Here is an 11,656-nt window from a genome sequence, read left to right as displayed (position 1 = left end):
TATGAAGTCGTTTCTAAGGTTGGTAACAATGACCTGATAATTGAGCTCAAAACCACTAAGCATGCGCAAAAGAATTTCCCCGATGTTCCCGAAGTTATTAAAGCAAGACTGGTTAGTAAAACCATAAAAGGTAAAAATTACCGAATATTAACCTCGATGGTAGATAGACTTCGTTTTCCAAGTAGCGAAATAGTTGATTTATACAGCCATCGCTGGGAAATAGAATTAGGGTATCGAGAAATAAAGCAAACAATGCTAGATAGCACATACCACCTTCGGAGTAAGCGCCCTGATATGGTCAGACAGGAGCTATGGGGGATCCTCCTCGCATACAATTTAATTCGAAGGTTGATGACCCTAGCAGCAAAAGCTGAAGGAATATGGCCTAACCAACTCAGTTTCTCAAGCTGCTCGATGGCAGTTATTCAATACTTTTCATCAATATCAATTATGAGCCCCGGTAATATTCCAATTCACTGGGAGCATCTGTTAGGTACGCTGAGACTATTTAAACTGCCACCAAGAAGAGAAGATAGGCGATACCCAAGAGCGATAAAGCCTAAGCCATCAAAGTACCCACATAAAAAAAGAAATGCCAGTCAGCTTAACTGACTGGCATTGACCAATTGGTGCCTTTTTTGTATTTGCTGTATTAACGACTTAGCTCACCGCGCAGGTTGTCTTGCATCAAGTGACGAATTGTTTCTACTTCTAGCTTTTGACTAAATAAGTAGTGTAACTTGGTCAAACAGGCTTCTAATGTCATATCGTAGCCACTGATCACACCACAATTTAATAAGGCATTACCGGTTGCATAACCGCCCATATTAACTTGGCCTTTTAAGCACTGCGTTAGATTAACAATTACCATACCGCGTTTACTTGCATCATTAAGAATATCTAAGAACGACGGATCTTGCGGGGCATTACCGACGCCAAAACTTAATAAAACAAGTGCTTTGATGTCGTCATTAACTAAACTTTTAACCACTTTTGGGCTGATCCCAGGGTAGAGATAAAGCACACCAATTGGCTGTGGTGTGATATTTGACACCTGTAGTTCGTTATCAACGTAAGGGCTTAGTTGCCCTTTGATCAGTTGAATATTAATTCCAGACAGTGCTAATGGTTCAAGGTTCGGTGATGCAAAGGCATCAAAGCCATCAGCATGGGCTTTTGTTGCACGGTTACCACGGAACAACTGGTTATTAAAAAACAGGCTTACTTCAGCAATAGGGTAATTAGCGGCTAAATACATAGCATTAAGTAAGTTTACTTGGCCATCAGAACGAAGTTGCGACAATGGAATTTGTGAGCCTGTCACAATTACAGGTTTTGTTAGGTTTTCGAACATGAAAGACAAAGCAGAAGCTGTGTAGGCCATAGTATCGGTACCATGCAAAACCACAAAACCATCATAGTCTTGGTATTTACTCTTAATATCGTCAGCAATTAATTGCCAGTGGGCAGGGGACATATCTGAAGAATCAATGAGCGGGCAATATTCGTGAATATCAAACAAAGGCATTTCATCACGATTAAACTCTGCATTATTGACCACTGTTTCGGTTAAAAAACCTTCTGCCGGAACATAGCCGCGGCTCGATTTTTTCATACCGATAGTACCACCCGTATAGGCGATATATATACGTTTACGTTTCATAAAAAAAGCCCAGTTAAATAACTGGGCTTAGTATACCTAAAATCGCTTAGCTAAGTAACTTATTGAATTACATTACACACTAAACAACGAGCGTAAACGCCTTGTGGATCGTTGTAATCTTTTAGGTTATCAATTTCACTACTTAACTGATTAATAAGGCTTTGTAAGTTGGCTTGTGTTGCTAGTACTGATTGTGATGAATCAGACTTAGCAAAGAAGTTCTTAACAGCCGCGGTGCCAAAGATATCTTGTAGCATTTGCTCTTGTGGTGTGAGCGATTGCTTGATGGTTTTAACATCATAATGATTAAGCTTAGCAAGCTCAGCTGCTGCCTTAATTGCATCATGCTTATCGCCAAGTTTATCAACTAAACCCAGCTCTTTTGCTTGAGTTGCAATCCATACACGGCCTTGGGCAATTTTATCAACTTGCTCAGGGGTCATGTTACGCGCTTCAGCCACTACATTTAAGAAACGTTTGTATGCATTTTCAACGCTCATTTGAATGATATCTGACATCTTCTCATCAAGTGGGCGTGCAATAGAGAAGCCAGCAAGGTCTGTTGTAGCAACGCCATCTGAGTAAATACCTAATTCAGCCATTGTATTTTCAAATGTCATGAAAGTACCGAATACACCGATTGAACCTGTAATTGTGCTAGGGGCTGCCCAAATTTCATTGGCTGCAGATGCAATCCAGTAACCACCAGATGCTGCCACTGAGCTCATTGAAGCGATAACCGGTTTACCCGCTGCTTTAAGAGCTAATACTTCAGCACGAATAACTTCAGAAGCAAACATACTACCACCACCTGAATCGATACGTAGTACTACGGCTTTCACTTTATCGTCAAGACGCGCTTTGCGAAGTAGGGCTGCTGTAGAGTCACCACCAATTTCACCTGCTTTACGCTCGCCATCAACAATAGTGCCTTTAGCAACAACAACAGCTACTTTTTCGGTGATTGGGTTATCGAACTCAACAGGCGGTTTTACCAGCGATAAATACTCACGGAAGCTTACTTGCTTAAAGGTTTTGCCTGTTTCTTCTGCACCAACTAACTCAATAAGCTGTTGGCGAATTTGTTGTGAGGTTTTTAAAGAATCAACCCACTGATTATTTAACGCGTACTGACCTGAGTTACCGTCAACTGCTTGCATTTTTGTAAGATAAACATCCATATCTTCATCGAAATTGCTTTCATCGAATGGACGGCTCGCAGCAACGTCAGTTTTATACTCGTTCCAAAGCGCAGTTAACCAAACGCTATTCGCTTCTTTTGCCGCATCTGACATGTCATTACGAATAAATGGCTCAACCGCTGACTTGTAAGTACCAACACGGAAAATATGTTGAGTTACTTTTAATTTTTCAAGCGCATCTTTGAAGTAAAGCGGGAACATACCGTAGCCTTCAATGCTTACACCACCATAAGGGTGCATAGACACTTCATTAGCGTGGGCTGCAATATAGTATTGAGCTTGTGTATAGTAATAGCCCGTTGCAATCACTTGCTTGCCTGCTTCTTTAAAGGCATCAATTGCTTTAGTTATTTGTTTTAGCTTATTGATGTGTGCACTTGGCATTTTTTGTAGGTCAAGAAGCATCACACTGATGCGATCATCTTTAGTTGCTTGGTTGATCACTTCAACAACATCATCAAGAAGAATTTCTGATGGTGCTTCATTACCCATAGTTGCATCGTTGATTGCTGCTTCTACAGGATCAACATACGTTTTTTCTTCAACAATAGGGCCATTTAAGTTTAGGCGTAGCACGGTTCCGTCTGCTACTTTTACTTGGTCTTCTTCACCAGTGATAGCAACAAAGAAGAGTATTACTAGTAATAGAAATAATATGTTTAGGACCAAACGGCGGGAAAAATTAATCCCGGTCCAAATGCCTTTAAATATCTTTGCTAGCAAAATAAATCCTTAATTCAGTACAGCTTAGTAGTGATCTCATCTTAGCTTAGAATAACTTTAAATTTAACTGTTAAATAGTAACAGAGTGTTTAAAACGACAATTTGCTACAGAATAATTACCGGTGAAAAGTTGATTATTCTATGTTATTGCCGCAGAATCTATTTCAAATAGAGGTTCGACCAGTTAACGGGGCACACAATGTTAGAACAAAAATTACAATTACCGCATACCGAACTTCGTAATCGTTTGGTTATGGGTTCAATGCATACCGGCTTAGAAGAAGGCTGGCATAACCGTAAACGCTTACGTGCATTCTACGAAGCACGTGCCAAAGGCGGCACGGGTTTAATCATTACAGGTGGTTATAGCCCAAATATTCGTGGCAAGCTATCTCCGTTCGCATCAACATTTAACTCATTTTATGATGTGATCAAACACAAAGCATATACTGATGCAGTGCATCAGCATGGCGGAAAAATTTGCTTACAATTATTGCATGCAGGTCGCTATGCGTATCATCCATTCAATCAAGCGCCAAGCTCAATTCAAGCACCTATTAATCCGTATAAACCTAAAGAAATGTCGTTAGGTTCAATCAAAAAAACCATCAAAGACTTTGCTAACTCAGCAAAAATGGCTGAAAAAGCGGGTTATGATGGTGTTGAAATCATGGGTTCTGAAGGTTATTTGATTAATGAATTCATGGCTAACCACACTAATAAAAGAACAGACAACTATGGCGGTAGTTTAGAAAACCGCATGCGCTTGGCTGTTGATATTGTTAAAGCTGTACGCGCTAAAGTAAGTCAAAAGTTCATTATTGTATTTCGTTTGTCTGTGATGGATTTAATTCCTAATGGATCAACACCTGATGAAGTAAAACAACAAGCCCTAGCACTTGAACAAGCTGGCGTTGATATCTTTAACACCGGTATTGGTTGGCACGAAGCTCGTGTACCAACCATTGCCAGTATGGTACCACCAGGAGCATTTAAAGAAGCATCAAAACGCTTGAAAGAAACGGTATCAGTGCCAGTTATCGCGGTTAACCGTATTAACACTCCAGAAATTGCCAATGGAATTTTAGAAGCAGGCGAGTCTGATTTAATTTCGATGGCACGTCCTTTATTAGCAGACCCAGAATTTTTCAATAAATACGTTAATAATAAGTCTGAGCAAATCAATATTTGTATTGGTTGTAATCAGGGCTGTTTAGACCATGTGTTTAAAAACAAACGTGCCACCTGTTTGGTTAACCCACAAGCGGCTTTTGAGTTAGATTACTGCCTTGAAAAAGCACCATCGTCTCGATTAGTACTGGTTGTGGGTGCTGGCCCTGCTGGCCTTGCTGCAAGTTGTTACTTAGCAGCGAAAGGTCACAAAGTGACTTTAATTGAACGTAAAGAACAAATGGGTGGCCAATTTAATTTAGCCATGCAAGTGCCGGGTAAAGAAGACTTTAACCATACCCTTAACTACTTTACTAATGAATTAAAGCGTTTAAATGTCGATTTACAGCTCGGTACTGAATTTACTGACAAGATGCTCAATCAATACGATGATGTGGTGTTTGCAACAGGCGTACGTCCGCGTGAAGCCAAAATAGAATGCAGTGATGGCAAACGCGTATTCGCTTATGATGAAGTAATTCGTGGTGAAGTAGAACTAGGCGATAAAATTGCGATTCTAGGTGCCGGTGGTATCGGTTTTGATATGGTTGCCTTTTTAAGTGAACACAAAGGCCAAACAATTGAGCAATTCAAAACTCAATGGGGTATTGAATGCGAAGCTGCGCCTGAAAAAGACAATCGTCAAATTTACATGCTTAAGCGAAGTGCAGGGCGTTTTGGTAGTGAACTTGGTAAAACAACGGGTTGGATCCACCGTCAAGTTGCCAAACAGCACGGTGTTAAACAAATCGCTGAGTGTCAATATCTAAGCTTTGATAAACAAGGTTTGAAGATAACGGTAAAAGGTGAAGAGCAAATCCTCGATGTTGATACCGTGATTGCTTGTATTGGTCAGGTGTCAAATACTGAAACGTTCGACAATCAAACCGAAAACGCTAAAGTACACGTTATTGGTGGCGCAAAACTAGCTGCCGCTATCGATGCTAAACGTGCAATTTTTGAAGCGTTACAAGTCGCTCGTAAAATTTAATTGAAAGTAAACTAGAAAACGTGCGGTCTATGTGATTAATCTATTTAGTCATGAGACCGCTATGTTGAACACCCACCTAATACCCCTTTACCAACACACCTTTAAGAAACTGCAGTTTTTAGATGGACTACCGAGTCTATTAATTCGCTTGATTTTAGCTCCAGTGATGATCATTGCCGGCTTTAATAAACTTGCTTTAAGCGGTGATGTTACTCACTTTTATCAATACTTTTTAGCATCTGAGGATATTGCTGATTGGTTTGGAAATAGTGACTGGGGTTTAGGTCTACCCATGCCCTCTGTATTAGCCTTTTTAGCTGCATGGACTGAGTTTTTAGGGGGGATCTTTATATTATTGGGTTTATTTACTCGTTTAACAGCAATCCCTTTAATGATCACCATGCTGGTTGCAGCGACAACAGTACATGCCAGTAATGGCTGGTTTGCTGTAACACCTACCGATGCCAGTACCAGCCCTGCGAGAGTGCTGAATTGGCTAGCAATACCAGGAAGTGAAGCCAGTTTAGTTAATTCCAATGAAGCCAGTGAGAGATTAGCTAAAATGCGTGAATTGTTAGAGACGCATGGTTATACAGAATACCTTTATGCGAAAGGGAAGCCTGTAATATTAAATAATGGTATTGAGTTTTCCGCAATATACTTTGTTATGCTCTTAAGTTTATTTTTTGCAGGTGGCGGTCGTTACGTCAGTTTAGATTATTGGTTAACTAGAAAAGCATCTAATAGCTTTATTGCTAATAAAGATAAATGATAAGCTTGGGTTTTCTGCCCCGATTATTAAGGGGTGTCGTACTTAAGCATTTACGGAATATTCATGGACGCTTTAACGCTATTACAAACTCGACAATCAGATCCTCGTCTTATTGCACCTGGACCAACTGCAGAACAACTTGAAATTATTAAGCGAGCGGCCATAAAAGTGCCTGATCATGGCTGTATTGCGCCTTGGCGGTTTATTGTCGTTGAAGGCGACGCACGTAATAAATTAGGCGATATCTACCATCAAGCCGCTGTTGCTGAAAACCAAGATGATAGAACCATTGAGCGCGCTAAAGATCTACCTCTACGCTCTCCTATGATGATCATTGCCATTGCTGATGTAACTGAAAACCCAAAAGTGCCACGTATTGAACAAGTACAAAGTGCAGGCTGCGCTGTACTTGCAATGCAACAAGCGGCATTTGCGCAAGGTTTAGGGGGCATTTGGCGTACAGGTTATTTTGCACAGAGCCCAGCTGTTAAAGCGGCACTAGGTTGTAAAGAACAAGATGAGATTGTTGGCTACTTATATCTGGGTACACCAGAAGTAGACATTAAAAAACCAATCAGACACAAGCCAGAGACGTTTTTTGAGAATTTATAAATATTAGGAACTTTTTTGCAGTTAAGCAGTCAGACACTATTAAGCTTACTTATGTTAGTTTTTTTAGATTTAGCTTAGCTGTAAGAAGCGCACGGATGCAAAAAACGAAATAATTCTTCTTCAGTGTGTTTTTTAATCGGTTGTTTTTTGTTAACGTATGGATAGTCTTAAAAAAATAACGATAAAGAAGACGAGAACGATGGGAAACTTATTTTTACGTGAAAAAGAAAATTGGTTCGCTTGGTCAATTTGGGGCTTAGTTGGCGCCGTGGTCACTTTTTTTGTTGCCATGTCTACGAAGCAACCTCATTACCTTGGCTTGTCTGCTGTAGTGGTATTACTCCTACTGACTTGGTGGATGCAAAGCACTAAACGTTTCGATTTCGGCCGCGCTTTTAAAATTTGTTGCTACGTTTTAACGATCACCTGCTTACCCGCTTTTGCATTAGTCATTATACCTAGCTATAACCTCAATAAAATTGACGTAATAGTGCAGGGTTCAGGCTTTGCAATTGTTAGTTTAATTGTTTGTTTAGTTTGCTCTTTAATCGCAAAGCGCCCTAAGCAGTACTATTAAAATTACTTTTTTAAAGTTTTTTACATTTAAGGCTTTACAACGAACGCAGTAAACACTATTATGCGCGCCGTACGGAGAGATGGCAGAGTGGTCGAATGCACCGGTCTTGAAAACCGGCAGGGGTTTGTAGCCCCTCTAGGGTTCAAATCCCTATCTCTCCACCATTATTTAGAAAAACCGCCTTTAGGGCGGTTTTTTGCTATCTGGAGATAAGTAATGTCAGCAAGCGAGTCTTCTTCTACACTAATGCGCATTGTTAAACATGTTCTGCTTTGGTGTATCTTTTCTTATTTTTATCACAGCGGGATCAATGTACTTGTAGCTATGGCCCATGATGCGCAGCCTGATTACGGGCTAATATCTTCAATCGCTTATGGTATTGGGTTTAATGTGTTAGTAGGGCACCTTATTGGCAAATACGACAAGCATTGGCCTGTCATTGCTGCATGTGTGATTTCGACTGTGGGTCTTATTGCCGTGCCTTTAGTTATGTTGGGCAAAGATGGTTTAATGAGCGGCTTTTTTATTGCTTCGATGATCGCTACATTACCGGTTGCGACATTTGTAATTGATAAAATAAAGCAGCGAATTAGTGCAAACACTGAGCAAACGCAGTAAAACTAGGCGATATTCGTTGTATTTTTATGTTAGTATGGGCACGTCTTTTAACTAAATAAACGTGAATTAAACATGTCAGATAATTTTACAACAGACGCTGAAAAAGCAAGTTACGGTATTGGTTTACAAATGGGTGAGCAATTAAAAGCGAATCCATTCGAAGGTTTAAACTTAAATTCTGTATTTGAAGGTATGAAAGACGCATACACTGGTAATGATTTCCAAGTTGAAATCCCAGCAATTCAAGCAGCTTTTGAGAAAATCAACGCTGAGATCCAAGCTCGTCGTGAAGAAGAAGCTAAAGTTCTTGCAGCTGAAGGTATTGCATTCTTAGAAGAAAATGCAAAACGTCCTGAAGTAACAGTAACTGAATCAGGCCTTCAATACGAAGTACTTACTGCAGGCGACGGTGAAAAACCAACTGCAGATTCAACAATCCGTGCACACTACCACGGTACACTAATCAACGGTACAGTATTTGATAGTTCATACGAGCGTGGTCAACCAGCTGAATTCCCAGTTGGCGGTGTAATCAAAGGTTGGACTGAAGCAGTGCAAATGATGGGTACTGGTTCTAAGTGGCGCTTATACGTACCACACGAACTTGCTTACGGTGAGCGCGGTGCTGGTGCAGCAATCGCTCCTTTCTCAACGCTAATCTTTGACGTTGAGCTATTAGAAATCATCTAATCGATTTCAAATAGACATAAAAAAACCTGCTTAAAGCAGGTTTTTTTATGTCTGAAACAAATAGCTAATTAGCTATTTGATTCAGCGTATTCTTTACACGCAGCAGTGTCTTCACATTCGCCATATAGGTAAAGAGAGTGGTTAGTCAGTTTAATACCATTCTCTTTTGCGATTTCTTCTTGACGACGTTCAATAGTATCGTCTTCAAACTCAACAACCTTACCACATTTTAGGCACACTAAGTGGTCATGGTGAGTGCTACCTGATAATTCAAATACTGACTTGCCGCCTTCGAAGTGGTGGCGAGATACAATACCAGCATCATCAAATTGGTTAAGAACACGGTAGACAGTTGCAAGACCAATCTCTTCGCCTTTGTCTAAAAGAATTTTATAGACATCTTCAGCGCTGATGTGTTGGTTGTCTGGAGATTGCAGAATCTCTAAAATTTTAATACGCGGCAGAGTTACTTTTAACCCTGCTTTTTTTAATTCCAAGTTGTGATCAGTCATTCAATCTGTCTCAATTTTATTTAGTTATACTAGGCATCAGCAAGATGCACACGACACATTAGCAACTATTAGAATAACGTGCCTAGTTACTAAGTGCAAAGAACAATTCGTCTATTTGCCGATTTTTCAAACAAAAATGAACTGGTTGTGCATCTTTACATCAGCTAGTAAATGCGAGTAATACTTGTTATTAATCAGCAAGTTCCGCTAAACACATTTCGTCATAAACCTGAGCACACCAGTCTTTAACACGCTTTTCAGTAAGCTCTGGTTGACGGTCTTCATCAATACCAAGGCCGACAAAGTTGCTGTCATCTACTAGTGCTTTTGAAGCTTCAAAGTCGTAGCCTTCAGTTGACCAATGACCCACTACGATTGCGCCACGCTCAGTTACGATATCGTTGATCATGCCCATTGCATCTAAGAAGTATTCTGCATAGTCTTCTTGGTCACCGCAGCCGAAAATAGCAACAAGTTTACCTTCGAAGTCAACTTCTTCTAATTCAGGGAAGAAATCATCCCAGTCACATTGAGCTTCACCGTAGTACCAAGTTGGAATACCGAATAACAATAAATCGAATTCAGCAATCTCTTCTTTAGAACTTTTTGCAATGTCGTGAACCGCTACAAGCTTTTTACCTAATTCTTTTTGAATCATTTTAGCTACGTGTTCAGTATTGCCTGTGTCACTTCCGAAAAAAATACCTACGCTTGACATGGATTTAAAACCTTCTATCTATCAATAGCCAATCTTTCTTGTAAAATTGTTTCAATCAACGCGCTACGGCTAATATTCTGCGCATCTGCCATATCGCTTAATGCTTGATATAACTGTGATGAAACCTTAAATTCTACACGCTTTAAACCACGTGCTTTATCTCGCTTTATTTGATTACGTTTATTTACTTTTAATTGCATATCGCGAGGTAGGGGATTTGTTTTCGGCCTACCTGGACGCTTTTCGTATTCAAATAAATCGGGTGTTGTTCTATCTGTTTCTGACTTTGCCATGTCTAGCCCACACCTGCGCCTTGCCAGAAGACTTGAATAAGTCCTTTCGCTATAAACCCAGAACAGCCTAAAAATAGCACTAACCAAACGATGTATCGGCCAAATCGTGGTACATCACCTTTTTTAAGGACGTCTTGAATTGCCATTCCAATAAAAAAGAAAATACCGGCTAAGCCAAAATACAACCCTAAGGTATCAAATTCGTTAATTAACTGACTGACCATCAACGTATAAACCTTTAAATTAAACGGCGCGTACTATAGCACACAAATTTGTAATAATTTAGTGCGCACGATCAAAAACAGCGAATTTTATCAGCCCAATTAATGAGCTAAAAAATCGCTGATTGCTTTATTTACAGCAAGTGGTTTTTGGGCATGTAGCCAGTGACCAGCACCATGAATAATTTTTGCTTTTGCATTAGGGAATAACGCCATAATAGCAGGGCGGTGTTCTGCTAAAATGTAGTCAGAATCATTACCTTTAATGAATAAAGTATCACATAAACAAGAATCATTTTCACTAACTTGTGCTAAAATATTTTCATATTGCTGGTATAAAACAGCTAAATTAAAGCGCCATTGATATTGACCTTCATCATTTTTAGCAAAGCTTTTTAATAAAAACTGACGCACACCCATTTCATCAATGTGTTTGGCAAGAATTTCATCAGCTGCTTTTCTATCACTGACATTCGATTGTGCAACTTCGTTAAGGCCTGCAAAAATAGCACTGTGCCTTGGGTTATTCGCAACAGGAGAAATATCTAACACTACAAGCTTATCAATAAGCTTTGGGTGATTAAGTGCTAATTGCATGGCCACTTTGCCACCCATTGAATGACCTATGATGTGCGCTTTACTAATATTTAGATGCTCAAGTAACTCACTGACATCTTTAGCCATAGCGTGATAATTCATGGTATCGCTATGGAATGATTTACCGTGGTTACGTAAATCAATATTCGTTACACGATAATTTTCAGCTAATGCTTTTGCGATAACATTGAGGTTTTCAAGTGAGCCAAACAAACCGTGGATCAATACAACGTCTGAACCTTGACCCATTTGTTGGTAGTTTAATAGCATTTTCAACTCCTAATTTTAATGGCAGTA

General features: G+C 39.8%; 14 protein-coding genes and 1 tRNA gene. 8 read left to right on the top strand and 7 right to left on the bottom strand.

Annotated elements, in window-relative coordinates; translation table 11 throughout:
• A partial coding sequence (locus ABMY41_RS11785) for a transposase (protein WP_349274719.1) occupies positions 1-612 on the top strand: 612 nt, incomplete at its 5' end.
• Positions 613-652: 40 nt separating this feature from the next.
• On the opposite strand, the gene ansA is transcribed toward ABMY41_RS11785, so the two are convergent.
• Both ansA and sppA read right to left on the bottom strand, forming a co-directional pair.
• On the bottom strand, positions 653-1,663 hold the full coding sequence (gene ansA, locus ABMY41_RS11780) for an asparaginase (RefSeq protein ID WP_289096697.1): 1,011 nt from the start codon (positions 1,661-1,663) through the stop codon (positions 653-655).
• A gap of 59 nt (positions 1,664-1,722) precedes the next feature.
• Positions 1,723-3,588: a signal peptide peptidase SppA gene (gene sppA / locus ABMY41_RS11775; protein ID WP_289096695.1), complete on the bottom strand. Its 1,866-nt coding sequence runs from the start codon at positions 3,586-3,588 to the stop codon at positions 1,723-1,725.
• A 199-nt stretch (positions 3,589-3,787) separates the two neighbouring features.
• Here sppA and ABMY41_RS11770 point away from each other — a divergent pair, with 199 nt between their 5' ends.
• From ABMY41_RS11770 to ABMY41_RS11740, 7 genes are all read left to right on the top strand, one after another.
• Complete coding sequence (locus ABMY41_RS11770) at positions 3,788-5,749, top strand: NADPH-dependent 2,4-dienoyl-CoA reductase (RefSeq protein WP_251598993.1); 1,962 nt, start codon at positions 3,788-3,790, stop codon at positions 5,747-5,749.
• A 61-nt stretch (positions 5,750-5,810) separates the two neighbouring features.
• Entirely contained in the window at positions 5,811-6,521 is a 711-nt protein-coding gene (locus ABMY41_RS11765; RefSeq protein ID WP_289096693.1) for a DoxX family protein, read from the top strand.
• 63 nt (positions 6,522-6,584) lie between these two features.
• Positions 6,585-7,133 (top strand): NAD(P)H nitroreductase, encoded by a 549-nt coding sequence (locus ABMY41_RS11760; RefSeq protein WP_175081898.1) that lies wholly within the window; start codon positions 6,585-6,587, stop codon positions 7,131-7,133.
• Between the two features lie 199 nt (positions 7,134-7,332).
• The gene (locus tag ABMY41_RS11755; protein ID WP_054561417.1) at positions 7,333-7,710 is read left to right on the top strand and encodes a hypothetical protein; all 378 of its coding nucleotides are present in this window, start codon (positions 7,333-7,335) and stop codon (positions 7,708-7,710) included.
• Positions 7,711-7,783: 73 nt separating this feature from the next.
• A tRNA-Ser gene (locus ABMY41_RS11750) sits at positions 7,784-7,874 on the top strand.
• Positions 7,875-7,926: 52 nt separating this feature from the next.
• Positions 7,927-8,328, top strand: a complete 402-nt coding sequence (locus ABMY41_RS11745) for a hypothetical protein (protein ID WP_130166376.1) — start codon at positions 7,927-7,929, stop codon at positions 8,326-8,328.
• 72 nt (positions 8,329-8,400) lie between these two features.
• Positions 8,401-9,018, top strand: coding sequence for an FKBP-type peptidyl-prolyl cis-trans isomerase (locus tag ABMY41_RS11740; protein WP_054553930.1), 618 nt, complete (start codon positions 8,401-8,403; stop codon positions 9,016-9,018).
• A 68-nt stretch (positions 9,019-9,086) separates the two neighbouring features.
• Here ABMY41_RS11740 and fur read toward each other — a convergent pair whose 3' ends face one another.
• The 5 genes from fur to ABMY41_RS11715 form a co-directional block, all read right to left on the bottom strand.
• Positions 9,087-9,530: a ferric iron uptake transcriptional regulator gene (gene fur, locus ABMY41_RS11735; protein ID WP_063529330.1), complete on the bottom strand. Its 444-nt coding sequence runs from the start codon at positions 9,528-9,530 to the stop codon at positions 9,087-9,089.
• Between the two features lie 190 nt (positions 9,531-9,720).
• A complete protein-coding gene (gene fldA / locus ABMY41_RS11730) occupies positions 9,721-10,248 on the bottom strand; it encodes a flavodoxin FldA (protein ID WP_054553928.1) in 528 nt (175 codons plus the stop codon).
• Between the two features lie 14 nt (positions 10,249-10,262).
• On the bottom strand, positions 10,263-10,541 hold the full coding sequence (ybfE, locus tag ABMY41_RS11725; RefSeq protein ID WP_004586673.1) for a LexA regulated protein: 279 nt from the start codon (positions 10,539-10,541) through the stop codon (positions 10,263-10,265).
• A gap of 2 nt (positions 10,542-10,543) precedes the next feature.
• Positions 10,544-10,765 (bottom strand): DUF2788 domain-containing protein, encoded by a 222-nt coding sequence (locus ABMY41_RS11720; RefSeq protein ID WP_036968243.1) that lies wholly within the window; start codon positions 10,763-10,765, stop codon positions 10,544-10,546.
• A gap of 99 nt (positions 10,766-10,864) precedes the next feature.
• On the bottom strand, positions 10,865-11,629 hold the full coding sequence (locus ABMY41_RS11715; RefSeq protein ID WP_252948356.1) for an alpha/beta fold hydrolase: 765 nt from the start codon (positions 11,627-11,629) through the stop codon (positions 10,865-10,867).
• Positions 11,630-11,656: the final 27 nt, after the last annotated feature.

It is taken from the genome of Pseudoalteromonas sp. BZA4 (assembly GCF_040104395.1).
Taxonomy (GTDB): domain Bacteria; phylum Pseudomonadota; class Gammaproteobacteria; order Enterobacterales; family Alteromonadaceae; genus Pseudoalteromonas.
Note: the sequence above shows the minus strand (reverse complement) of the source record. Positions and strands in the feature narration are given on the sequence as shown.

What these genes read in the sequence shown, in the direction of transcription:
- ansA (WP_289096697.1), bottom strand. Translation starts at nt 1,663, where the DNA reads ATGAAACGTAAACGTATATATATCGCCTATACGGGTGGTACTATCGGT.
- ABMY41_RS11770 (WP_251598993.1), top strand. Translation starts at nt 3,788, where the DNA reads ATGTTAGAACAAAAATTACAATTACCGCATACCGAACTTCGTAATCGT.
- ABMY41_RS11765 (WP_289096693.1), top strand. Translation starts at nt 5,811, where the DNA reads ATGTTGAACACCCACCTAATACCCCTTTACCAACACACCTTTAAGAAA.
- ABMY41_RS11760 (WP_175081898.1), top strand. Translation starts at nt 6,585, where the DNA reads ATGGACGCTTTAACGCTATTACAAACTCGACAATCAGATCCTCGTCTT.
- ABMY41_RS11755 (WP_054561417.1), top strand. Translation starts at nt 7,333, where the DNA reads ATGGGAAACTTATTTTTACGTGAAAAAGAAAATTGGTTCGCTTGGTCA.
- ABMY41_RS11745 (WP_130166376.1), top strand. Translation starts at nt 7,927, where the DNA reads ATGTCAGCAAGCGAGTCTTCTTCTACACTAATGCGCATTGTTAAACAT.
- ABMY41_RS11740 (WP_054553930.1), top strand. Translation starts at nt 8,401, where the DNA reads ATGTCAGATAATTTTACAACAGACGCTGAAAAAGCAAGTTACGGTATT.
- fur (WP_063529330.1), bottom strand. Translation starts at nt 9,530, where the DNA reads ATGACTGATCACAACTTGGAATTAAAAAAAGCAGGGTTAAAAGTAACT.
- fldA (WP_054553928.1), bottom strand. Translation starts at nt 10,248, where the DNA reads ATGTCAAGCGTAGGTATTTTTTTCGGAAGTGACACAGGCAATACTGAA.
- ybfE (WP_004586673.1), bottom strand. Translation starts at nt 10,541, where the DNA reads ATGGCAAAGTCAGAAACAGATAGAACAACACCCGATTTATTTGAATAC.
- ABMY41_RS11720 (WP_036968243.1), bottom strand. Translation starts at nt 10,765, where the DNA reads ATGGTCAGTCAGTTAATTAACGAATTTGATACCTTAGGGTTGTATTTT.
- ABMY41_RS11715 (WP_252948356.1), bottom strand. Translation starts at nt 11,629, where the DNA reads ATGCTATTAAACTACCAACAAATGGGTCAAGGTTCAGACGTTGTATTG.